General features: G+C 70.5%; 22 protein-coding genes. 11 read left to right on the plus strand and 11 right to left on the minus strand.

Features of this window, described 5'->3' with window-relative positions; all coding sequences use genetic code 11:
* Nucleotides 1–464 precede the first annotated feature (464 nt).
* The 4 genes from IPN47_21115 to IPN47_21130 are packed head-to-tail and all read right to left on the minus strand — an operon-like array spanning nt 465 to nt 2,427.
* Nucleotides 465–872 (minus strand): hypothetical protein, encoded by a 408-nt coding sequence (locus IPN47_21115; GenBank protein ID MBK9410497.1) that lies wholly within the window; start codon nt 870–872, stop codon nt 465–467.
* On the minus strand, nt 869–1,357 hold the full coding sequence (locus IPN47_21120) for a FecR domain-containing protein (protein MBK9410498.1): 489 nt from the start codon (nt 1,355–1,357) through the stop codon (nt 869–871). The genes IPN47_21115 and IPN47_21120 overlap by 4 nt, the downstream gene beginning before the upstream one ends.
* Nucleotides 1,358–1,396: 39 nt before the next feature.
* A complete protein-coding gene (locus tag IPN47_21125; GenBank protein ID MBK9410499.1) occupies nt 1,397–1,744 on the minus strand; it encodes a hypothetical protein in 348 nt (115 codons plus the stop codon).
* On the minus strand, nt 1,741–2,427 hold the full coding sequence (locus IPN47_21130) for a hypothetical protein (protein MBK9410500.1): 687 nt from the start codon (nt 2,425–2,427) through the stop codon (nt 1,741–1,743). Before IPN47_21130 ends, IPN47_21125 begins: the two co-directional genes overlap by 4 nt.
* Nucleotides 2,428–3,700: 1,273 nt before the next feature.
* On the opposite strand from IPN47_21130, the gene IPN47_21135 reads away from it, so the two are divergent.
* A complete protein-coding gene (locus tag IPN47_21135; protein MBK9410501.1) occupies nt 3,701–4,402 on the plus strand; it encodes a hypothetical protein in 702 nt (233 codons plus the stop codon).
* Nucleotides 4,403–4,508: 106 nt separating this feature from the next.
* Nucleotides 4,509–4,751 (plus strand): DUF2188 domain-containing protein, encoded by a 243-nt coding sequence (locus tag IPN47_21140; GenBank protein MBK9410502.1) that lies wholly within the window; start codon nt 4,509–4,511, stop codon nt 4,749–4,751.
* A 523-nt stretch (nt 4,752–5,274) separates the two neighbouring features.
* Here IPN47_21140 and IPN47_21145 read toward each other — a convergent pair.
* From IPN47_21145 to IPN47_21160, 4 genes are read right to left on the minus strand one after another with little or no spacing between them, the layout of a single operon-like run.
* Nucleotides 5,275–5,916 (minus strand): hypothetical protein, encoded by a 642-nt coding sequence (locus IPN47_21145; protein ID MBK9410503.1) that lies wholly within the window; start codon nt 5,914–5,916, stop codon nt 5,275–5,277.
* 5 nt (nt 5,917–5,921) lie between these two features.
* Nucleotides 5,922–6,944: a DPP IV N-terminal domain-containing protein gene (locus IPN47_21150; GenBank protein MBK9410504.1), complete on the minus strand. Its 1,023-nt coding sequence runs from the start codon at nt 6,942–6,944 to the stop codon at nt 5,922–5,924.
* Nucleotides 6,916–8,121: a hypothetical protein gene (locus tag IPN47_21155; GenBank protein ID MBK9410505.1), complete on the minus strand. Its 1,206-nt coding sequence runs from the start codon at nt 8,119–8,121 to the stop codon at nt 6,916–6,918. The genes IPN47_21150 and IPN47_21155 overlap by 29 nt, the downstream gene beginning before the upstream one ends.
* Before the next feature lie 38 nt (nt 8,122–8,159).
* Nucleotides 8,160–9,293 carry an AAA family ATPase gene (locus tag IPN47_21160; protein ID MBK9410506.1) on the minus strand — a complete coding sequence of 378 codons (1,134 nt, stop codon included), beginning with the start codon at nt 9,291–9,293 and terminating at the stop codon, nt 8,160–8,162.
* A gap of 432 nt (nt 9,294–9,725) precedes the next feature.
* Between IPN47_21160 and IPN47_21165 the strand changes: the two genes are divergently transcribed.
* The 3 genes from IPN47_21165 to IPN47_21175 all read left to right on the plus strand — a co-directional run bounded on the left by IPN47_21165 (nt 9,726) and on the right by IPN47_21175 (nt 12,802).
* Nucleotides 9,726–11,528 carry a serine/threonine protein kinase gene (locus IPN47_21165; GenBank protein MBK9410507.1) on the plus strand — a complete coding sequence of 601 codons (1,803 nt, stop codon included), beginning with the start codon at nt 9,726–9,728 and terminating at the stop codon, nt 11,526–11,528.
* A gap of 90 nt (nt 11,529–11,618) precedes the next feature.
* On the plus strand, nt 11,619–12,536 hold the full coding sequence (locus tag IPN47_21170) for a diguanylate cyclase (protein MBK9410508.1): 918 nt from the start codon (nt 11,619–11,621) through the stop codon (nt 12,534–12,536).
* On the plus strand, nt 12,485–12,802 hold the full coding sequence (locus IPN47_21175; GenBank protein ID MBK9410509.1) for a GGDEF domain-containing protein: 318 nt from the start codon (nt 12,485–12,487) through the stop codon (nt 12,800–12,802). Before IPN47_21170 ends, IPN47_21175 begins: the two co-directional genes overlap by 52 nt.
* 22 nt (nt 12,803–12,824) lie before the next feature.
* On the opposite strand, the gene IPN47_21180 is transcribed toward IPN47_21175, so the two are convergent.
* Entirely contained in the window at nt 12,825–13,196 is a 372-nt protein-coding gene (locus IPN47_21180) for a hypothetical protein (GenBank protein ID MBK9410510.1), read from the minus strand.
* A gap of 504 nt (nt 13,197–13,700) precedes the next feature.
* On the opposite strand from IPN47_21180, the gene IPN47_21185 reads away from it, so the two are divergent.
* The gene (locus IPN47_21185) at nt 13,701–15,035 is read left to right on the plus strand and encodes a DUF1800 domain-containing protein (GenBank protein MBK9410511.1); all 1,335 of its coding nucleotides are present in this window, start codon (nt 13,701–13,703) and stop codon (nt 15,033–15,035) included.
* Nucleotides 15,036–15,132: 97 nt separating this feature from the next.
* On the opposite strand, the gene IPN47_21190 is transcribed toward IPN47_21185, so the two are convergent.
* Complete coding sequence (locus IPN47_21190; protein MBK9410512.1) at nt 15,133–15,288, minus strand: hypothetical protein; 156 nt, start codon at nt 15,286–15,288, stop codon at nt 15,133–15,135.
* Nucleotides 15,289–15,422: 134 nt separating this feature from the next.
* On the opposite strand from IPN47_21190, the gene IPN47_21195 reads away from it, so the two are divergent.
* The 5 genes from IPN47_21195 to IPN47_21215 all read left to right on the plus strand — a co-directional run bounded on the left by IPN47_21195 (nt 15,423) and on the right by IPN47_21215 (nt 22,386).
* Nucleotides 15,423–15,821: a hypothetical protein gene (locus IPN47_21195; protein ID MBK9410513.1), complete on the plus strand. Its 399-nt coding sequence runs from the start codon at nt 15,423–15,425 to the stop codon at nt 15,819–15,821.
* Entirely contained in the window at nt 15,818–16,456 is a 639-nt protein-coding gene (locus tag IPN47_21200; protein ID MBK9410514.1) for a DUF1501 domain-containing protein, read from the plus strand. Before IPN47_21195 ends, IPN47_21200 begins: the two co-directional genes overlap by 4 nt.
* A 152-nt stretch (nt 16,457–16,608) precedes the next feature.
* A complete protein-coding gene (locus tag IPN47_21205; GenBank protein MBK9410515.1) occupies nt 16,609–17,040 on the plus strand; it encodes a hypothetical protein in 432 nt (143 codons plus the stop codon).
* A gap of 14 nt (nt 17,041–17,054) precedes the next feature.
* Entirely contained in the window at nt 17,055–18,203 is a 1,149-nt protein-coding gene (locus tag IPN47_21210) for a hypothetical protein (GenBank protein MBK9410516.1), read from the plus strand.
* A gap of 166 nt (nt 18,204–18,369) precedes the next feature.
* On the plus strand, nt 18,370–22,386 hold the full coding sequence (locus tag IPN47_21215) for an AAA family ATPase (protein ID MBK9410517.1): 4,017 nt from the start codon (nt 18,370–18,372) through the stop codon (nt 22,384–22,386).
* 28 nt (nt 22,387–22,414) lie between these two features.
* Here IPN47_21215 and IPN47_21220 read toward each other — a convergent pair whose 3' ends face one another.
* Nucleotides 22,415–22,903, minus strand: a complete 489-nt coding sequence (locus IPN47_21220; GenBank protein MBK9410518.1) for a hypothetical protein — start codon at nt 22,901–22,903, stop codon at nt 22,415–22,417.
* Between the last annotated feature and the right edge of the window lie 20 nt (nt 22,904–22,923).

The raw sequence follows: 22,923 nt of genomic DNA on the forward strand, positions 1-22,923 counted from the left end.
CCTCGTCCGGTCCCCCCAACCGGACCAGATAGGCACTATCGCGAAGGAAGGGTGCCGCGCTGTCTCGCGGCACAAGCATCAGCAAGTTTGGCATTACCACCAGGCGCCGCGCATCGCGCAGGACGTACAACGTCCCCACGCCCCCAACCACCAGCAGCGCCCCGACTGCCCACAGCGCGCGCCGCCACCCGCTCCATGTCTCGCGCATCTCCGACCTCCTCCCGGTTCCCAGGCTCAGTCAGCAGTGATCGTCACGTTCGCCACGCCGTCGCTGGCGCGTCGCACGTCCACGTTGGCCCGCTTGCCTCTGCTCGTTGCACTCGGCTGCTGCACATCGTGCACGGTCGCCGAGTCGTCACGCCGCCCGTTCGATGTCGTCGAACGTCGCGTACCACCGGATACCAAGGTCGCGCTCCCGCGTGTCGCACCAGCGATGACACTCCATCACCTGCATTCCGCCCTCGTCATCTGGGCGTGCGACCACCACGGCGCACAGCCGAATCGTCCCCCGTCGTCTCCGGTTCGCCTCTCAGCACCTGGAGGACCACGCCGACCTCCTCGCGTGGTGCATCGCTGCCCGAGGCGCTCGCCCCCACCGGGTCGTTGCGCATCAGTACCAGGTCCCCCGCCGCCAGCCGCTCCCGCTCCCACCGGCGACATCGCGCCATCTCGCGCAGGGCATCGAACGACCCCAATCGCTCCACCGGCCAACTCGACAACCCCACGCGAAGGTCCAGGTGCGCCGTAAACCCCAGCGTGTGCATGAACTCCAGCGAACAGGGGACGTCCTGGCGCTCGCGCACTACGCGGTGCGCCTGGCGGGCGAGCGCCTGCGCCGCCGTCACCAGCAACAGTGGAGTGTGCGGGATCATCGCGCCCTCCGCGCCGGCTGTCCCCAGGTCGCCACCCCCCGCTCCCCCACGCCTAACGCCACGGGCTCGGCCGCGTCCACTCCTCGGCTCGCCAGCACCACCCGCCCTTCCGTCACCCGGACCTTGGTGGAGACGGGGTCGGTCGCATCCACGGTGAACTCCGTCCCCGTCACGATCACCCGCGCCGCAGGCGTCACCACCACGTAGTGGCCGGCCTGCACCTTCGTCATGCTGAAGCGCGCCTCGCCATCGAGCACCAGTTCGCGCACGCCACCCTCGGTGGCCGCGTCACGCCACGTGAGGCGCGACCCCGCAGAGACCACGGCCCAGGAGTCGTCGCTCACGCGCGCCACTTGCGACTCACGCGCCGGCACATCGACCATGTGGACCTGCGGCGGCGGCGCCGAACGCCTGACGTACGTCCCCCCCAGCCAAAGAGTGCCGCCGGCAACCCCACGCAGGCGATTCCCACCGCCAGCTGCCACCGCCGCAGTTGACGGATGAACCGACGATCCCCGGCCGCGTCAGCCGACGCGTGCCGCCGCTCCGCACGATCCTCGTCCCCGTCTCCCTGGCGCTCCACCCTCTGCATGAGGCGCTTCCACGACGCCTCCATCCGGTCGTCCGCGATCTCGATGTCGTCGACGGTGGGCCACGCGTTCCGCGGCGACGATCGGGCCCACCTTCGTGCGGAATCCCTCGTCGTCGCGCAGCCGACGCTCCACATCGCGCGCCTGAGCGTCGTCCAGCGTCTTGCTCAAGTAGTCGGAGATGAGCGTCACCTCCGGATCGGCGTACAGCCCCGCCTCGATCTCGGCACGTGTGAGCTCCCGCGCCTCGCCAGCCGGGACCAGCCAGTCATTGACCCTCATTCGATGTCCCTCCCCCGGATGATGTCGGGCGTGATGCCGAAACGTTCGAGATGCGGGCGCATCGCCCGGTTTGCCTCGGCCATCGCGGCGCGCACGCTGGCACGCGTGATTCCGAAGTGGTGCGCCGTTTCGTCCACCGAGAACCCCTGCTCCTTGACCATCACCCATGGCTCGCGCATGTAGGCCGGGAGTCGCAAGAGCGCGTACTGGATCGCCGAGCGGATCTCGTCGTCCTCCACGCGCCGCCGGGTACTCATGTGACGGCGAATGGTCGCGGATGCCCCGGAGATCAAGCGCATCATCTTCGTCTCCTTGCGACGCGCGCGCTCCCGGTCGATCACTACATCCTTCAGCATGACCGTGAGGCGGATGATCACGTCGCGTTTCGAGAGCGGCGGCAGGGGCTCCGCACGCTCTCGCGCGCGAGGGCGGCCGCCCCCCGTGTCTCTCTCCCGCCGTCGCTGCATCACGAACTTGAGCAGCGTCTCCTGCACGACATCCTCCGTTTCGTCCTCCTCGACGAGACGCGCCGCGTATCGCGTGAGGTGGCGCTGTGCCTGTCGAAAGACCGGCGCCAGCTCCGCCTCCGCCAGCTGCGTCGTGCTCGCGCGATGGAGCGACAGCCCGCGATGCTCCGTCTCCACGCTCCGTTCTCCTCCCGTCGGGGTGGTCGGCCCAATCATATGGTCGCCGTCCAGCCCCCCTAGGGCGTTGGGGAAACTCGACCGCCTGAATGGGGGAGCGAGATTCTGGTCCGTTTTGCCCCCCCTATAACCCCCGGGCTCAGGCAAATCGTAGGGTCAATTTCCGAACTTTCACGGAACTCCTCCCGATTCCGAACGGTCACGCGCCCTCCAAGCCGTGAACAGACAGACCCCCTTGACAAACAGGGGGGTGCCGGGGGTTTAAGTGAGGGGGTGTGTGATCGACGAATCTCCCGGAGCCTCCGGCCCTCCTCCGGTTGCCCGACGTGTCGCGACTCGGGCCTTCCGGATTCCCTTACTGACCGCAGCCGGCGCGCTCACCCGCCCGCGTCGCCGTGCTGAGAGGACCCACTGCGCTCGTCTCACGGACGACTGCGCGGTAGGCATGAACGAGGTTCCGACGCCAGTAACTCGACTGCGCGGCGCTCTCCGGACCCGACTGCGCAGCGCCGGTGGTCCGCGCCTGGCGGGGGGGCAAGTGGCAAAAGCACACACGATCGACCGCGCGGCGCGATCGATTGAGTCACCTTCGCGCACGATCGAGTGACCACCGCGCTCGAAGCATGACGCGAGCGCGACGAACCACTGCGCGGTGCTAGGGAACGATCTCGCCGTTCGCACGGACGAACGCGCGGCGCACATGGACGACCGCGCGGCGCCGCCGGGTGGCTGTGCGCTCACGTCGAGGCACTGACCAACACCATCGGTCAGCTGCCGCACGAGCGATCGACGGTGCGGAACGGTCGAAGCTGGCGCACGTTGCACCGAGAAGTGACCACACCTGACCCGGACGACCGAACGCCGGCACCGGACGCCGACGTGAGACCGCCACGCCACTGAGCACTGCTGACGGTCGAGCGATCACCGTCGATGAACGATCTCGCGTTGTCGACGGAGCGCTCGACGGCGCAGGTGAAGCGCCGTGCAGCACGCATAATCGACCGACCAGCACCAACGGCTGACGTGTACGTGTAACCGGACGACTGACCGCCGCCAACGGCCTACCGCGCGCGGCGCACGACGTACAGCGCACCGCGCCCGAACGGCAGCGCGAAACGCACGATCCACAGCGCACGGCGAGCGAGCGACCGCACGTGTTCGACGGAGCGCAGTGTAACGCCACGGAGCGTCAGTGCTCCCGATCGCACCGACGTCACCGATGTGTCAACGAAGGCGCGGAGCAGGTGAAGGGACGCGCACCTGCCCGCTGTTCATCACGCGTCCCACAACCATATGGAAGGGAGAGCAGACCATGGAACTCAAGACCAAGCTGGGCCTGCAGACGCTGCGACGCGCCCACGCCTTCCTTGCGGGGAAGGCCGTCCCCGTCGCCGTCGGCGAGCTCAAGCCGCACATCGAGGCGCTCGACTCCCTCGTCGTCCGGCTCGAGCAGTTCGCCACCGAACAGGCGTCCCGCGCCAACGCGGCTCGCGCCGCCACGGACACCAAGCGCGCGATGGCGCGCGAGCTGCGCCAGGAGTACCTCCGTCCCATCTCCGTGGTGGCGCGTCGCCTCTTCGCCAACGACGCGCAGCTTCGCTCGGCGTTCGTGGTGCCGGCGGCGCGCGACGACGAAGGGTTGATCCAGGCGGCCAACGCGTTCGCCGAGCGCGTGGAGGAGTTCAAGGACCGGTTCGCCGCACGCGGACTCGCCGAGGATCTCGTCGATCGCCTGCGCAAGGCGACCAACACCTTCCGCGACACCCTCACTAACCGGTCGCTCGACCTCGCCCGTCGTTCGGCGGCGACGGCGGGAATGCTCTCCGAGCTGTCGCGCGGGCGCGACCTCGTGCGCCTGCTCGACCTCATGCTCGCCCCGCGACTGGTGGGTGAGCCGGAGAACCTCGCCGAGTGGCGCAGCATCGTGCGGTTTGTCCGCAGTGCGACCATCACGACCGAGGGGGGCAACGTGCCTGCGACGGTCACCCAGGACCCGGTGAGCCAGGCAGCCTAGCGTTCGTGTTGCGCCTCTCCACCAGACGCGGCGCGGGCCGCTCCAAGCACCGCTCGCGCCGTGTCCAGTCACCACGCATCACCAACTTCCATCACGGAGAATGACCATGTCCAGAAAGACGCGACGCAACGTGCACGTGGTTCCGAGCGGAAAGTCCAAGTCGAAGCGCACCACCTTCGTGGCCCGCGTCGCGGGCGACGCCTCGCCGCTCACCGAACCCACCACGCAGACGCAGGCCATCGCCGCAGCCATCCCCGAGGCACGCACGCGCCGGAGCGAGGTGGTCATCCATCGCGCCGACAGGCGCATTCTGGCACCGACAGCTACGGCAACGACTCGCCGCAGGTGAAAGACACGAAGCACTAGCGGGTGAACCGGGTGGGCGCGCGGTCTAAGGGGCCGCGCGCCCATTCGGCGAGATCGTTCTCGCTGGAAGCGACTACGGGTCCGGTGAGGCGCCGGACCCGCACTGCAATCTCCGCGGGAACGTCCTCATGGTCCCACTGTCATGCAGCTCCATGCTCTCGCGAATGCAACTAAGCGCCCGGGTCGATACGGGCTATCAATCGGGGAATGTCGAGCGCTTCTAAGCGACCTTCAAGCCAGTGACTGGTACGACCGTCACTCCAGAGCCGGCAACGCTCGCGCTTGTCGGTTCCGGATTGCTCGACTTGGGAGGCCTCGCACCGCGGCGATTGCGACGTCAGCGTCGCCCGTGACGTCGCGCCACGACGCGACCGGGTCGTTCGATCTTTGATGTATCAGGGGCGCGGACCAAGCGCACCCGCGCCCCCTCGCCACGACACTTCTCGCCATTGATCTCCAGTCGCACCGGTGTCCCTTCCTCGCCCAGATCGGACATGGCGCCTCGCTCACGGCCAGCCCGGCAAGCCCCCCTGCCTCGCCGGCGCCGTCACCTCCGCTCTCGGCCCCGGCTTCGCGCTCGGCACTCCCATCACCTCTTGCCCCATCGCCACCCCCTGCCAAATCCTCACCCGCCCCACCATCGACTCCGTTCCGACGGCATTCCCATGCACTTGCAGCTGCACCAGCCCTCCCGTCTCCACGCGCGCGCGGCTCACGAACACCTGACGCCCATCCAACGCCACAGCACATCGCCCGTCGGGACGAATCGTCAGCCGCACCGGAAGCCAGCGCCCTTCACGAACCCCGGGAGGGAGCGGGAGATACACGTTGTCGTCGCCCATGTACGCCGCGAGTCGACTCGACATCGTTCTCCCCTCGCCAGCCGGCACCGCCACCGCGCACTCCTGCCGCGGGACGCCCAGCGCACCGATCAACCCATCCTCGCGATCGGCGTCCGTGACGCGCTGCAGGTCGCTGGCGTCGCGCAGCATCACGCGAATCGACTGCCACTGCGCCCGCGAGATGCGCACCGATAGCTGCGTCTCGACCGTGATGCCGCGCGCGTCGGACAGCTCCTGCCTCCGAATGGCCCCGGATTGAAAGGACTCGTCCCCATTCACGTTGAGCGCCAGGGCCCCGTCGCGCACCACCGTCACGGGGCGCGGCTTTCCGAAGTCGTACCACCGTTCGAGCCAGTCGCCTCCCAGCTCTCCTCGCCGATCAGGGCTGGCACGTCGGTGCGCACCTCGATCTCGCGTTCCGCTTGTGCCCAACCGGGAGCGACCACCGTCACCCGCGTCTTCCCCGGGCGAAGCGGCTGCGCCTCCCCGGTGAGCGAATCGATGGTCAGGACATCGGGATCGTGCGAGCGCCAACGCACGCGCTCGAGCGGTTCGGTGCGCCGACTCGCAAGGTTGGCATGTGCCGTTAGGCGGTGTGGCACCCCGACGACCGGCATCGACGGCCCCACGTCGACGGTCATCTCGCTGCTCGCCGGTGGCCGTCCCACGTCACCGAAGGTCACGTTCGTCAGTACGACGTTTGCCGGCACGGCAATGGGACGCGCCTCGTTGGAGCGCCCCACCGGCATCACGAACCAGGAGCCGGAGCGATAGCCGATCCGTTCGCAGCGACACGCGAGCCATCGCCCATCCGGCGACAGCGACGCCACGTTCACCTGCTCGCCGAGGGAGGTGAGGCGCTGGTCACGCACGTCGGCCACGACAATCTCGTTCATGCTCCCCACCTTGCGCTGGACGAGCAACCGATCGTCGTCGATCCACCCAACGGGGGGGCCCAGCGCCTTCCACTCCGTCGGACATCGCAGGTCGCTCCCATCGGGATTGACGAGACAGAGATACGAGGTCTCCTCGGCCCACGAGTTGCGGAGAAAGGCGAGTCGATCGCCCGACTGGCTCCAGTGCGCGTGTTGATCGGTGTCATCGCCCTGCGTCACCTGTCGGTATGCGCCGGTGCGGAGGTCGACGACGGCGAGATCGTAGTGCGAGTCGGTGTTCCATCGCGCCGTGGCGATCACCGCAAAGCGCCCGTCGGGCGATACGTCGCCGATGAGGTCGTCGCCGCGCGAGTGTGTGAGTCGCCGCACCGAACCGGCGCGCTCGACCACGAGTTCGATGCCGCCGCTGTCAGCGCATGGGTGCGAGTAAAGACCCACGTCCGACGTTCCCGGAAGCGGAATGGCCGGCCGCGAGACGCGCGGATCGCCGACGACCACTCGCCCCTGCGAATCGGGGAGGACGATGTCGCGCCCGGGGACCCACTCGCCCGCCCGCAGCGGGACGCGCCACGACCGACTCGTGGCCCCATCCGTCGACACCAGCAGTAACTCGGCGACGGGCGGCGGAGGCGCAGGCGGCGGAGCCGACCGCACCAGCAGCGCCGCGGTGGGGATGCTCGCCGCCAGCAGCAAGACGGCCGCGACCGCCGCCACGCGTCGCCCCGACGTGAGCCCCGCGCGCACGTGCCACGGCGCGCCTCGACCGTACCACGCACCACGTCCCGCGCGCTGGGCGCCCGAGCAGGTCGTCGGCGAGCGCGGGGATCGCGCGTGTGTCGCCTAACGCGCGCAGGCGGCGCACAAAGCCGCCGAAGAGCGCGTGCAGCGCCGAGCGTTCCCCGCCTCGCACCAGGTGCTGGCCGGCGCGGCGCATCGTCGCCAGGTCGTCGGTCCCTTCCTGCCACAGCGCCCGCCCCAACGCGGCGTGCGCCGCCCGCACGCTCTCGGCGCTCGCGTGCTCCAGGACCGTCGTCGTCATCTCGTCATGGGCAATCATCCAGCCATCGGCCGTGCGCGCCACCAGCCCGCGCGCCTCCAGCTCGTGCAGCGCCGACTCGGCCGTCACGTCCCGCCCCCCGGCGGCGGCGAGTCGTACCTCGCCTAACGGTGACCCGGCCACCGCCAGCAACAGCAGGAGCCACCGCTGGTCGCGTGGCAACGAGTCCAGGCGACGCGCCAGCGCCCCACCCTCGCGCAGCAGGGCAAGGGCAACCCCCCGGGATCGGGCGAGCGCCACTCCCCGTCCATCCGGCGGAAGCAGCGTGCGTTCGCGCAGCAGCTGCAACGTCTCCAGCACGTGCAGCGGCGACCCGCCGGTGGAGCGCCACAGTTCCTGCGTAAAGCGCCCCCCCCACTCCGCCTGCCCCAGCGTGGCGATGCTGGCCACCAGCTCCGCACACTGCAGCTCCGTCAGCACCGGGAGCTCCACGACCCGCGCCTCGGGGTCGTCCAGCCGCCCCTCCACGACCGGCCGCCCGGTCGTCACGATGAGCAGGTGCAAGGCGTGCACCCGCGTCGCCAGCTGCCCCAGCACGGTGCGCGACCGCGCATCCATCAATGCACGTCGTCGATGAGGACGACGACGCCTGCTCCTCAGGACACCGCGGTAAGGTCGCCAAGCTCCAGCAACGCCTGGCTGCGCTGACCGAAGACTTCCTGGTCGGTGCTCGGGTCGTGCGGTACGGTGAAGAAGGTCGACAACGCCGGCGCCATTGCCACCAGGGCGGACGCACTGTCAGGCGACACGCCGCGCGCCCCAGGAAGTCGTCCGAGCATCAAGGCGAGTTCGCTCGCCGCCGCATACGGCAGCTCGCGCGACCCCACGTCGCATCGCACGAGGACCACCCGCGCGCGCGCGCTGCGCAGTCGCGCCATCAGGTCGCCTAACAAGCGCGACTTGCCGATCCCCGCGGGGGCCCGCAGGTGCACGTGCTCGCCCCGTCCGCGTTGCGCCTGCGACGCGGCATCGAGCAGCAGGGCGAACTCACGCTCCCGCCCCACCAGCTCGGCGACGATCCCGCGGCGCCCCTCCTCCTGCTCCGTCGGCTCCGTTCCTCCTTGTCGCGCCACGCGCAGCAGCGAACGCGAGGCGGGCTCGAGCTCCACCTCCTCGTCCGCCACCATGCGCTCCAGCGCCTCCCCCTCGCCCTGAGCCTGCGCCCAGTCCTGCGCCGCAATCAGCGCCTCGAGCAGCAGGCGCCAGCTCGACTGATGGGTGGGATCGAGATCGCGCGCGCGCCGCGCCCGTGCGACCGCATCGCGGCTACGGCCGCGCCCGAGCAGCTCGCGCACGCTCGCTTCGCTGGACCGATGAAAGAGCGATCGCAGCCGCCGGCGCTCCACGTCGGCCCACCCCTCGAACTCGGCGCCACCCGGGGCGGCAAAATCGGGGAGAAAGTCGCCGGTGTACGCCGCGAGGACCCCCTCATGGTCGTTCTGCTCCGCGGCGCGGAGCAGCACGTCGCGATCGACCTGCAGGCGGTCGCTGACCGACAGCGTGTCGCCGGCCGCAAGAAGGATCGCGTCGCCGACCCGCTTCTTGATGTACCAGAGCGTCTGCCGGAGCGCGTGCTTGGCGGCGTCGGGCTCGAGGTCCGACCAGAGCAGGTCGACGAGCTGGTCGCGCCGGGCCTGGCGGGAAGGCGCCGAGGCGAGGTAGGCGATGAGCGCCACCGGCTTGCCGCCGTCGAGCAGGGGCTTCTCGCTCTCACCCCGGAGCGACGACATGAGCCGAGCGCCTCCCATCGTCTGCAGCGTCAGATGGGAGTCGGAAGACGGAGAAATGACGGCGTCGGACGTCATGTGACGCTCAGAAGACGGTGGAGATCCAGATTGTCGGAATCCAACGTCATCCGGTCACCCGTGCCGGTTACGCTTCGAGCTGGGCAGCGAGAAGCTAGGGTTGAGAAGTGGATGAGGGAAGGCACGTGGTGAACCGGAAGCCTCCGGGGGGCGAAAGCCTCTCGGAGGCACGTGCGTTTGCGGGGCTCCGTGATCGATTCACGGAAACAGCCCGCGGCTGAGTGGCGTACGTTTCTTCGACGGTCGGGAACGCTCGACCGGCAACGCCATACTCCGCCCCCTCCATACCACTCGTGTCCGTCGACTCCCTGCGCGACGCCCTGGCCGGTCGCTACGCCATCGATCGCGAACTCGGACGTGGCGGCATGGGGGTGGTGTACCTCGCCCGCGACATCGCCCTCGATCGCCTGGTCGCCCTCAAGGTCCTGCCGAGCGAACTCGCCCGGAATCCGGAGACCCAGGCGCTTTCTTCGCGAGGCGCGGACCGCCGCCCAACCCTCCCACCCCAACATCGTCCCGGTCCACCACGCCGACGCGGTCGGCGACCTCGCCTTTTTCGCCATGGCCTACGTGGACGGCGAAAACCTCGGCGACCGGGTGCGCGCGCGCGGGGCGCTCCCAGTCGCCGAGGCGGTGCGCTACCTGCGCGAGGCGGCCTGGGCGTTGGCGTACGCGCACGCCCGCGGCGTCGTGCATCGCGACATCAAGCCCGAGAACATCCTGCTCGACCGCGCGACGGGACGGGTGATGGTCACCGACTTCGGGATCGCGCGCGACGCCGCGCGTGCCGACGGGCTCACGCAGACTGGGCACGTGCTGGGGACGGTGCACTACATGAGCCCCGAGCAGGTGGCGGGCGAGCCGCTCGACGGGCGCAGCGACCTCTACGCGTTAGGCGTGGTCGGCTTCCAGCTCCTGAGTGCGCGGCTCCCCTTCGAGGGCGACGTCGCCTCGGCGATCCTCGTCGCGCATGCCACGCGCCTCGCGCCCTCGCTCGCCTCCATCGCCCCGGGCGTTCCCCGGCAGGTGGCGGCGGTGGTCGATGCGTGCCTCGCCAAGGCGCCGGAGGACCGCCCCGCCACCGGCGAGGCGCTGGCCGACGCGTTAGGCTCGGCGGTGGCGGCTGCCGAGCAGGACGCGGCGGCGCTCCCCCCCACGGCCGACGCACGGCTCACGGAGGCGCAGGCCCTGGCGCTCTGGCAGCGCGCCGCGCAGCTGCAAGCCGACGCCCTCCGCCGCGTGGACACCACCGCGATCGCCCCGACGCTGGCGCAGGGAGGCTCCCGCACCGGGTCGCCGGCGGCGCCCCGCGACGGCACGCCGGCCGAGGGCTATCGGCTCGCGCACGTGCAGGCCGCGGCCATCGAGGCCGGCATCTCCCAGCAGTTTGTCGCCCTCGCCCTCGCCGAGCTGGGTGGCGCGCAGCGCGGCGGCACGGCCGGGACGGCGCTCTCGCCCGCCCCCATCGGCGGGTGGCAGGAGCGGCGCGCCACGCAGCTCCTCGGCACCGCCGAGCGCAGCTGCGCAGCCACGCGTGTCATCCCGGCCCCACCATCACGCGTCCTCCAGGCGCTCGGCCAGGTGCTGCAGCAGTCGCCCTTCGAGTTGGTGCTGGGCGGGACGGTCGGGGGACACCCGCTCGACGGCGGGGTCCTCGTCTTCGACCTTCCCGGCGCCGTCTCCACCCTCGGCGTCGCGAGTGGGCTCAACCTCACCTGGTACGGGACGCGATTGCAGCTGGAGGCGCGATCGCTGCAGGTCACGCTGCGTGAGGCGCCGGGGATCCCCGGATCAACCGAGGTCACCATGTACACCGACCTGCGCCCCGGGGTACGCCGCAACGTCAATGCGTCCGCATGGCTCTCCGGGACGCTGGGCGCGACCGGGGGCGGGCTGGCGGCGGCCATCGGCGCCAAGGCACTCGTGGCGTTGGGCGCGCTGGGGATCGCCCTCCCCGCGGTCGGCGCCGGCGCGGTGATCGCCGCCGGGACCATGGCCCTCTATCGGTCCTCGTATCGCGGCGCCGTCCGCCGGGCGGAGGACGAGATGGGACGCGCCCTCGATGCGGTCGCCGGGAGCCTGCGGGCCCTCGAGCTGTTCGGAGCGTCCGCTCCGCCGCAGCGCCCGCTCCGCATCGGAGGACTTCGCGGCACCGACTGACCGGGGCCCGCCCCCGCGCGCCGCATCGTTGCGCCTGCAACCCGCCAACCGTCCTTCACGGAGCAGAACGACTCTCCACTTCTCCGCCGGATGACGAGCATCGCTCCCCCCACACTCGCGCACGCGCCCGCGTCACCGACGACGACGCAACGCCTGTGGGAGGCCCCGGAGCAGTACCTGCTGGACGCGGGACGCGAAGGGGAGCTGATCATCGCGCGGGTGCGCGTGGCGCTGACGGCAGTGCTCATGCTGATCCCGCTGCTGAACGTCGCCTTCGCCTCCCTGCAGGAGCGCCGGCATCACCTGCTGGGACTCAACTTCAACTCGCCGTTTTCAGTCCTGGCCTCGATCCCTCTGATGGTCTCGCGCGACCGCCGGCAACCGTGGCTCCCGATGGCCACGTCGTGCTTCGACGTGACGCTCATCACGACGGCGCAGGTCATCTTCGCCCTGCAGACCGATCCGCAGGTCGTGGTCAACAGCAAGGTCACCTTCGAGACCTACTTCATCGCCCTCACCGCCACCTGCCTGCGCTACGACAAGCGGGTCGCGCTCGGCGCCGGCGTGCTGGCGATGGTGCAGTTCCTGGCGACGATCGCCTGGGTGGCCAACAGCTTCCCGCTCGACATCGTGGGCGGGGCCAGCATCTACGGGCGCTTCCAGTGGGCCGACCAGTTCTCGCGCGTCATCCTGCTGGGCTGTGCCACCACGCTCAACGTCTTCATCGTCGACGGCATCCAGCAGCAACGCAAGCTGTCGAATGCCGACGCCCTCACCGGCGTCTTCAACCGCCGCTTCTTCGACGACTACCTCAAGAGCGAGGTGGCCCGTGCCGCCCGCGCGTCGCGCCCGCTGGCGGTGGCGATGATCGACGTCGACCTCTTCAAGCAGTTCAACGACCGCTTCGCACGGGGCCCGACCAGGCGCTGTAGCGGTCGCACGCGCTGCAGCTCGCGGTGCGTCGCAGCGACCTCGTGGCGCGCTACGGGGGGGAGGAGTTCGTCGTGATCCTGCACGACACCACCGCCGAGCAGGCGCTCGAACGCCTGGAGCAGATGCGGCACCTCGTGTCGCGCGAGGACGTCCTCCCCGACCGCGCGGAGCCGACGCGCATGACGGTGAGCATCGGGGTCGCCGACCGTCCGCACGATGGGGAGACGGCGCTCGACATCGTGGCCGAAGCCGACCGTCGCCTCTTTGCGGCCAAGGAAGCCGGGCGCAATCGCGTGGTGGGTCCGCCGCGTTCGGCCCCGGCGTTGGCCCGTGGCGCCTAGCGCCTAACGTCAACCTGGGGGGTCATCCCCAGCGACGCGCCGCGAATCCCGCGCACCATCCCACCGCCGCCGCGATCGCCGCCCCCCCAAGGATTCCCACGAAGATCTGCGACTTGAGGTTCTTCATCGTCGCCGGCTTCCCCGGCCCCAGTGCCCACGAGATCCCCCAGCCTAACGTCGACTCGGCCACCCCCACCCACGCCGCCGCCATCGCGGGCTGCGCCGTGGGTGACGACAAGGCGGTGAACCAGCCGACGGCGACGTAGATCGCCACCGACCCGACCATCGACCATTTGTAGGGGAACTTGAGCCACCTCGCGGCCGCGGCCGAGAGGGTATCGAGGGCCAGGATCCCGGCGATGCCGCCGAAGAGGATGGTGTTGGCTGGGGACATGGACTGGGATGGTGCGAGGGCCGCCCCCGCGAATCGCCGCAGGCGCACGGCGGGGGCCCCGCCATCCTGCATCACATCACCGGCTCCCGCTACCCCCCGCCTCCCGCACCTCGCGTCGGCGGAGCCCCGGCAGCGGCACGGCCGGGCGGTCGGAGCTGTGCGCCCGCACACCCTCACGGCGACATGTGCCGCCACACGCCGGTGTGCGCTACGTCGCTTTGCGGCGACTCCGGGGGCGCTATCGTTGCGGGTCGTGACCCATCGCCGGGGCGATCGGTCCCTTGGAGACGCGCCTCACACGCCAACTGCCGATGGACGAACTGGACAACCGAGACGAGGAGTCGTCCGACTGCACTCCTACGCACCGACGCCCCTGACGGAGCGCCCCGTTCCGCCGTCGCGCCGCGCCTTCTCGGCACCTCGGCGCCGCGATGCCGCCGGCGCGGTAGGGCGACGGTCGTCGCACCCCGCCGAGGGGGAGGCGCAGGGGCGCGCGCCCCTACGGTGCGCTTCATCGACCGGCTGGGGCAGCGTGCCGAGTGGAAGGACCTCGACTTGCGGCTGCTACGGCGCATCACGCTCGGCATGACTGCTAGCGACGTCACGGCGGTCAAGGCGATCGGCTTCGACCGTTACCTGGAGGAGCAGCTCACGCCGTCCAGCATCGACGACACCGCCTGCGACACGCGCATCGCCACGCGCTACCCGCAGTTCGCCTACTCGCAGGCCACGCTCCTGGCCAAGGAGTCGGTCTTCTGGAACGAGGTGGTGGCCCCGGTGCAGCGGGCCATCGTCGAGCGGGGGGCCTTCTCGAAGCGTCAGCTGCAAGAGCGGATGACCGAGTTCTGGACCGACCACTTCAACATCGCCAATTCCCCGCCCCGGCTGGTCGACTACCGCGACGTGATCCGGCAGCACGCGTTAGGCAACTTCGGCGACATGGTGCGCGCCAGCATGCGCTCCCCGGCGATGCTCATCTACCTCGACCAGGTGTGGAGCACCAAGTGGGGGGTCAACGAGAACTACGCGCGCGAGCTGATGGAGCTGCACACCGTGGGGTGGAACGGGGGCTACACGCAGCAGGACGTGCACGAACTCGCCCGCGTCCTCACCGGCTGGACCATCGACGGTAACCGCAACTTCTTGTATCGCGCCGACTATCACGACTTCGGCGCCAAGACGGTCATGGGGGTCGACTTCCCGGCGCGTCCGCAGGCGGGGGGGACGGCGGGGATGGACGAGGCGATGACGTTCGCCGAGTTCCTCATCAACCATCCGGCGACCGCGCGCCACATCGCCACCAAGCTGCTGCGCTGGTTCATTCGTCCCGACCCGACCAACACGCAGATCAACGCCGTCGCGGCCGCGTACACCGCGACCGGAGGCGACATCAAGGCGATGCTGCGCGCCGTGCTCACGCGCAACAACCTGGCAAACGCCCCGGCCAAGCTGAAGCGTCCGTTCCACTACTACGTCTCGGCGCTGCGCACCACCGGGGTGACGGTCGATCCGTGGAGCGACTGGAACAACTCGGAGGGGGGAGGGGCGCCTCTGGGACCTGGCGCACCAGATCTTCGCCTGGCAGACCCCCGACGGCTATCCCGACCGCGCCGAGTACTGGGCGGGGCTGATGGTCAACCGCTGGAATGCCATGTCGTCGGTGGTGGGCAACTGGGGACAGCCGGGGCAGTATCCGCGCTCTCCCCGCGGTTCCATGGATGGGGCCGACGACCGCGGGGTCGTGGCCGAGATCAACCGGCGCATGTTCGGCGGCGAGATGACCATGTCGCTGTCCACCGAACTCACGCGCTGGCTGCAGGTGAACCCAACGTCCAATAGCCGAGTGCAGCAGGCCGTGTACTACGCCGCCTGCTCCCCCGATTTCCAGTATTACTGAGCCCAGGGACATGACCGATCCACACGACGAGTGCGGCTGTCAGGAGTACCGCGAGCTGTCGCGACGCGGCTTCGTGACCGCCGGGTTGAACGTCATGGCCCTCGCCCTCCCCTCGGGGATGCCGGGGTGGCTCCCGGAGGTGCGCTGGGCGCAGTCTGCCAACAGCTCGCGCGACGTGATCGTCTCGATCTTCATGCGCGGCGACGCCGACGGGCTCTCGCTCGTCGCCCCGTTCGGCGACGCCGCGTACTACTGCGGGCGCCCGACCATCGCCATCCTCGCCCCGACGCCGCCTCGCAGCAGCGGGGATCGCCCTCGACAACTTCTTCATGTTGCCGCAGGGGATGGCGGGGCTGCGGCCAGCCTACCTGGCCAACCAGCTCCTCATCGTGCACGCGACGGGGCAGTCGGCGACCAACTCACGCTCGCACTTCGAGGCCGAGCGCTACCTCGAGGCCGGGAAGCCGGCCGACTACGGGATCGCCACCGGGTGGCTGGCGCGGCACCTGCTCACCTCGGCGCCGCTGAAGCCGACGGCGCCACTGCGCGGGATCTCGTTAGGGTGGGGGGGGACGCGCCTCACGCTCACCGGGGCCCCCAAGACGCTCCCCATTCCGCAGCCGGAGAACTACCGACACTACGCGCCTGACGACAGCGTCTGGATCGCATGTTCGCCGGCGGTTGGCCCCGGTGCGCGACTCGGCGGAGGGATGCGCTGCGCACAGTGAACCTGCTCAAGGCGATCGGCTTCTCGCAGTACGTCCCCGCCAACGGCGCGGTCTATCCGCAGACCGATTTCGGGAAGGGGCTGCGGGCGCTGGCGGCGATCATCAAGGGCGATGCCGGGCTCGAGGCGGCGCACCTGGACATCGGCGGATGGGACACGCACGCCAACCAGGGGCCGACGTCGGGGACGATGCACACCCTGATGCAGGACTTCTCCAACTCGCTCGGCGCCTTCTGGGCCGACGTGATGCAGGGGGCCGGCAGCCACAACGTGACGGTGGTCGTCTTCTCCGAGTTCGGGCGCAACGCGCGCGAGAACGGGTCGCAGGGAACCGACCACGGGCGGGCCAGCGTCGCCTTCTTCATGGGCCAGGGGATTGCCGGCGGTCGCGTGATGGCGCAGTGGCCCGGGTTGCAGCGCGCCCAGCTCGAGGACGGGCAGGACCTGCGCGTCACCATCGACCATCGCGACCTGCTCGCCGAGATCGTGAAGTACCGGCTGGGGAACCCCAACCTCACGACGATCTTCCCCGGCTACGTCCCGGTGGAGCGCGGGATCACCACCACGGGGGCCGCCGCGCCGGCCAGCGCCCTCCCGCGCCGCCGGAGCCTGCTGCGCCAGGGGCCGGGCGCCTGATGCACCTGCCGGACTTCCTCTCCATCGTTTGTCACCACGCCGGCGCGCGCGCCGGAGGACTCGCTTGATGCCTCGTCCGCCGTTTCTCCCCGTGCTGCGTTCGCTCCTCGTCGCGGCCATCGTTGCCGCCTGCCAGGGCCCCGCGGGCGGCGATGGGCCCGGCGGGCCCCGCAGGACCTGCCGGCCCTGCAGGGCCGACCGGGACGACGGGTCCCACAGGGGCCCCCGGGCCCACCGGCGCCACCGGGCCGCAGGGGCCGGCAGGTGCAACCGGCCCCGCAGGCCCCGCCGGGCCGCAGGGACCTGCCGGGCCGACCGCCAACCGCATGCAGGCCACCGGACGCTTCGACGCGTCGGGAACCTTCACCATGCCGTTGCCCGCGAGCGCCGTGGCCAACAACACGCTGCCGTTCATCGCCTGCTACGTGAGCACCAACCAGCAGACCTGGATCTCGGTGGCGCAGGTCCCGGTCTCGGCGAGCGACACCTACTGCGGCGTCACCGGGATCGGAACACCGAACCCCGGGATCACCATCATCAACGGGATCGAGGGCGACTACTACTACATCCTCGCCGTATGGTGAGGTCGAGCGCGGCGATGCGTCGCCTGCGCGCCGTCTGGCGCAGCGCGCTCGTCGTCGCGCTCGTCGTGGCCCTTTCCGGCTGCGGGGGCGACGAGAAGGCCGTCGTCCCCGTGACGCCGCCAGTCGTGATCACCACCAGCGCCGCGCTCCCGCAAGCGACGGTTGGTGTGCCGTACGACGTCTCCCTGGCCGCGACCGGGGGGACGGGGACGTACAGCTGGGAGCTGATGGGCGGGACGCTCCCCGACAGTCTCACGCTCACGGCGGCGGGGCGACTGTCGGGGATGCCGTTGCAGGTGGCGACGCAGTCGCTGTCGGTGAAGGTGAGCAGTGGCTCGGTGACGAGTACGACCGGTTTCACCCTCACCGTCGTCCCGCCCCCGTTGGCCATCACCACGACGGCGCTCTCCGATGCGACGTTAGGCGTGTCCTACAACGCGTTCCTCGACGTGAGCGGCGGGAGCGGCCCGGTGACCTGGTCGCTGGCAAGCGGCGCGCTCCCCGCCGGGCTCTCGCTGATGACCAGCGGCGTGATTCTGGGGAACCCGACCGCGCTGGGCGACGCGACCATTCGTGTGCGCGCCGAGCGCGGCCCATTGAGCGCCGAACGTGGCTACACGCTGCGCGTGCTGCCGCCCATTCTGCGCATCGTGACCGCGGCGCTCCCCAACGCGAAGGTCGGGGAGCGCTACACCGTGCAGCTGCAGGCTGCGGGGGGCGTGGGAGGCAACGCCTGGTCGATCGACAGCGGCGCGCCGCTCCCCGCCGGACTCTCGCTGTCCCCTGCCGGTCTCGTGGACGGTACACCGACAGCGGCCGGTACCACGTCCGTCGCCATCACCGTGCGCAGCGGGACGCAGCGGGTCACCGCCGCGCTCTCACTCACCGTCGACCCGGCCGGCTTTCCCTCGTCCGTGCTCGTGACGATGCCCGGCAACGTCTTCGTCCCCCTGCTCGTGCAGCTCGCGCGCGGCGGGACGGTGACGTGGCGGTTCGGCGCGACGCCGCACAACGTGATCTTCGGCGTTTCGGCGGGGGCCCCTGCCGACATCAACATCACCAACGACCAGGATGTCTCGCGCACCTTTCCGACGTTGGGGACCTTTCGCTACGACTGCACCATCCACCCCGGGATGAGCGGGGTGGTGGAGGTGAAGCCGTAGCACCGGCTGATCGGCTACCGCGGAGGCAAGCAACGGGCGCACTCTGACGCCGATCTGACGCGCCGCGCCATGTTGCACATCAGGCGAGTGCTGCTTGCGCGCCTCGCCGTCAGGGCGAATGCTCCGCCTCGTGCCAGACGTCCACTCAACGTCGCCGCGGCTTCCGTTGCTCCTTCGCACACTCGGCACGGTCGAACTGCGGAACGGGGAGGCCGGTACGCCGGCCCCGGTGCTCGGCTTGGGCAAGCCGCTCGCCCTCCTGATCTACCTCTCGGCGGCCCCGGGGCGTTCGGCGTCGCGCTCCCTCCTGATCTCGCTGCTCTGGTCGGACCTGGAGACCGACGCGGCCAAGCACGCGCTGCGGCAAACGCTCTGGTACCTGCGGCGGAAGACGGGGCGCGACGTGATTGCCGCCGCGGGCGACACCCTCCAGCTCCTCCCCGAAGTGGAGGTCGACCGCGACCTCCTGCTCGCCGCCTCGGCGGAGGGACGCCACGAAGAGGTGGTGTCGCGATATGTGGGGCCGTTCGTCCCCGAGTTCGCCACCCCCGGGGGGAGCGGATTCGAGGAATGGTGCGCGCTGGAGCGCCGGCGCCTGCTGCAGGTCTTTCGGCACGCCGCCGAGTCGATCATCGCCGCCGAGCTGTCGCGGGGGCACGCGCGTGCCGCGCTCGACCTGGCGCGTCGCCTGCGCGACCAGGATCGGTACGATGAGGGAGGGTGGCGCCTCCTGCTCGAGGTGTGCGCGTCCGCCAACGACGCACTCGCCACGCGTGCCGAGGCCGAAGCGTTGGTGCAGCTGGCGGAGCGCGAGGAGCTGCAGCTCGAGCCGGCGACGCGGGCGTTGCTGCGCGTGGCCCGCGCCTCGGGAGCGGACAATGGCAAGGGGACGGCGAGTGGCACCCGCGCGCTGCAGTCGGACGCCCTGGTGGGGCGCGAGCAGGCGTTCGCGCAGCTCCTGGGGGCATGGGAGCAGGTGCGCGCGGGGGCGATCCGGCGCGTGCACGTCACCGCGCGCGCCGGCCTGGGCAAGACGCGCCTCCTGCGCGATTTCGAGGCCCGCCTTCGTGCCATGCGCGGGCGCGTCGTCTCGGTGGGCGGGACGTACGGCGGACGCGACATGTCGTTCGGCGTGGCCGGCGATCTGGCCGCCGCGCTCGCCCAGCTGCCTGGCAAACGAGCGATTGCGCCGGCGTCTGCCGCGACGCTCATCGGCCTCAACCCGTCGCTCTCCACCTACTTCGACGATGCCCCCCGCATCGCCACCCCCGACGACGCGCTGCGGGAGCGCTCGCTGGCCATCCGCGAGCTGGCGACCGCGGTAGCCTTCGAACACCCGGTGGCGATCCTCATCGACGACCTGCACTGGGTCGACGATGCGTCGGCGGCGCTGATCGGGGCACTGGCCGATGGACTGCGCGACGTGCGCATCCTCCTGGTCACCACTGGGCGGAAGGAGGCGCGACAGGTCGCGGTCGCATCGCACGCGGAGACGGTGCACGTCACGCTCGACCCGCTGACGGCGCCGCAGGTGGAGGAACTCGTCCTCGGGATCGCCGCGCTCCCGGCCGAGCCGTGGGCCGCCGAATTCTCCGTGGAACTCTGGCGCGCCGCTCGCGGGTCCCCGTTGCTCGCGCTCGAGACGTTGCAGCTGATGGAGGATCGTGGCGAGCTGCGACGGGCCGACGGAGGCTGGTGCGCCGATCATCCCGAGGCGCTGCTCGCCGAGCTGCGCGCCGGCGACGCCCTGCGCGGGCGACTGGAGGACATGGAACGGACCGACCGGTGGCTCCTGACGCTGTTGGCTGCCGCCGGTGCCCCCGTCGAGGACGAGACGCTGGTGGAAGCGAGCGAGCGCCCATCGACCGAAGTCCTCGCGCGGCTGCGTGCCCTCGAAACGCGGGCGCTGGCGGTGCGCTCGGGCGACGGCTGGCAGGTCGCTCACGACGAGATTGCCGACGAGATCGTGCGCGTCGCATCGGCCGACGGCCTGGCGCTCGCCTCGGCGCGGCTCGGTCGGGCCATGCTCGCCACGGGGGCGTGGGACGAGCGTCGCGCCCGCCGTGGCGCGCGCCTGCTCCGGTCCAGCGGCGACGACGCGGCACGCGGCGAACTCTTTCGACGGTTCGCCGCGCAGCGCTTCGCGCTCGGGGATCGCCGCGGGCTCGATGCCCTCGCCGCCGACCTGTTCGGCCCGTCCATCCGTGACGGCGAACTGCGCGCCATCCGGCGGTCGGCGCCGTTGAGCTGGCGCGTCGGCCTCATGACCCCGATGCGCCAGGCGCTCGCGGCCGCCGCCGCAGTCGCGCTGTTGATCGTTGGCGCGCTCGTTATCACGCGTGATGAGGCCCTGCCTCCCCCCGACGCCGTGCTGGGGCTGGCGCTCGTCGACAGCGCCGGTCGCGTCACCTTCCAGCAGGTGGAGCTGCGTGAGGATGCGTGGAGCCCGTTGCAGCCGCTGGCCACCGCGGCATGGGACGGCATGGAGAGCTTCACGCTCGCGTCGACGAATGCCTTCGAGGTGGCGCTCCACCCCAACCAACGACAGCTGGTCACGAGCGAATCGACCGAAGAGCCCGGAGGCATCGACCTCTTCGTGCGTGAACGCGGCGCCCCGGCGAAACGCCTGCTGTCGGCCGGCGGCGACGACGGGACGGCACGCATCTCGCCCGACGGGTCGCGCCTCGTCTTCGCCACGTCGCGCTGGGACTCGTTGATGCACTACGACCTCGCGCTCTCCCCCATGTCCGGCGGCCCGGTCACTCCACTGACCTCGGGGCCCTCCACAGATCACAACGCCGTGTGGAGTCCGAGCGCCACACAGATCGCCTTCAGCCGACACAACTGGGGGGTCGTCCCCAACGAGTTGTGCGTGGTGCAGCTGGAGGGCACGCGCACCGTCGCCTGCCGTCACGTCGACGACGCCGACGAGGCGTTCCCCACCGCGTGGATCGACGAGGATCGCATCCTGGCGGTCGTCTTCAAGGAGAACCGCAGGCGCCTCGTGGCCCTGCAATGGTCGACCGGCGAGACGATCGCCATCACGGACGGACCGGCCAGTTCGTATCACGTGAGCCCGGATGCGCACTGGGCGTACTGCGTGTGCGCGGTCGCGGCCGACGGACGGCAACGTCCCGCCGTCTTTCCCCTGCTCTCTCCGTCCTTCGTGCGAGCGCTGCAGCTGCCGGAGGCGCTCGCTTCGGCCTCCGTTCACCCGTTCTGGATCTCAAGCGAGGCCTCCGTTGGCGCCGCACGCCTGCGCATCCAGGGACCGTCGCGCGTTCCCGTTGGCGTACCGTCTCGACTGCGCGCCACCCTCACCGACGCGCACGATCGCGAGATCCGCTACCCGGGCTCCGTGCGGTGGACGCTCGCCGATCCCAGCGCCGGGACGATCGATTCCATCAGCGGACTGCTCATGCTCAACGGACGCGCACCACAGGCGGTGGTGCGCGCGGCCTCGGGACGGTCGGCACGCGACTCGCTGCTGATACGGGTCGCTCCCGCCACCGCGCAGCCACGATTCGTCGAAGAGTGGACCGACACGTCGATGTCGCGCTGGTCCCCATTCGGACGTCCTTCGCCCTCCACCGGACGCGCCGCCGACGGCTCGGCGGTCATGCGCAACAATGGCGAAGGCTCGTTCGAGAGCGGGGCGTTGTCGCGGGACGAATTCGATCCGTCACTGGGCCTCGCCGTCGATCTGCGGGTCTCCACCAGGGTCACGATGTCGCAATGGCAAGCCATGCAACTCGGCGTGTTCTCGGGACTCGATGTGGCGCGGTACGAGCGCGCCAAGGATCGCAACGTCTCACCGTTCGTCCCACCGCAGGCACTGCTGTGCAACGTCGGCTATCCGATCGAAGGGATGCGCCTCGGGGATCTCCCGATCTTCACGCTCACGTCGCATGAGACGGTGCGGGTACCGATCCCCAACCGTTCGTTGCTGCGCGGCGCCTGGTACACGATCCGGCTGCAGTACCTGCCGGACGGTCGCTGCGCGCTCGCCATCGATGGGGTCCCGCTGGCGATCACCGCGAGCGGGCGGCAGACGCCGGGGCGCGCCCGTGTGCGTGTCTCCGGCAACATGTACCAGACCGAGATGCTGGCGGGACGCCTCCAGGTCTTCGAAGGCGTCCCCGCCGACATCGATTGGTCCAAGGCGCAGCTGATGCAGCGCTGACCACGGGGGACGACGCGCGGCGCGCCGCCTAACGCTTGACCCGCACGCCCTTCACCGGTGCCGGTGCCGTCATGTCGCCCACGGCCTCCATGCCGGGAATCTCGCGCGCCATCGTCCCGGTCAAGGCGTCGCCGCTCGCGCGCAGCACCCACGTGAGGAACATGTCGCGTGTCTGCTCTTCCCCGTTCATGTTGAACGTGGCCTTCTGCTTCTGCACGAAGACTGCCGAGTCGCCGGCGATGCGACCGCCGAAGGTGGCGGGGGGCGGGATCGTTCCATCGGGGCGCGCCCCGGGGGCCAGCGTCGCGAGGAGCGAGTCGCCCGACTGGGCGACCTCGAACTTGGCCTCGCCCATGATCGGCGACACGACTCCGTTCTCGACTCGGCGCCCGCGCTCGTAGGAGAGGGTCCACGCGCCAACGAGCGCGGAGGCGCCCTGCGCCTGTGACGGGACGGCGGAAACAGCGGGGGCGATCACGGCCGCGGCGATGAGGGCGGCCCGAACGAGTGGCGTCATGGATGAAGGCTCCGAAAGGT

Source organism: Gemmatimonadota bacterium, assembly GCA_016719105.1.
Lineage (GTDB): Bacteria > Gemmatimonadota > Gemmatimonadetes > Gemmatimonadales > Gemmatimonadaceae > SCN-70-22.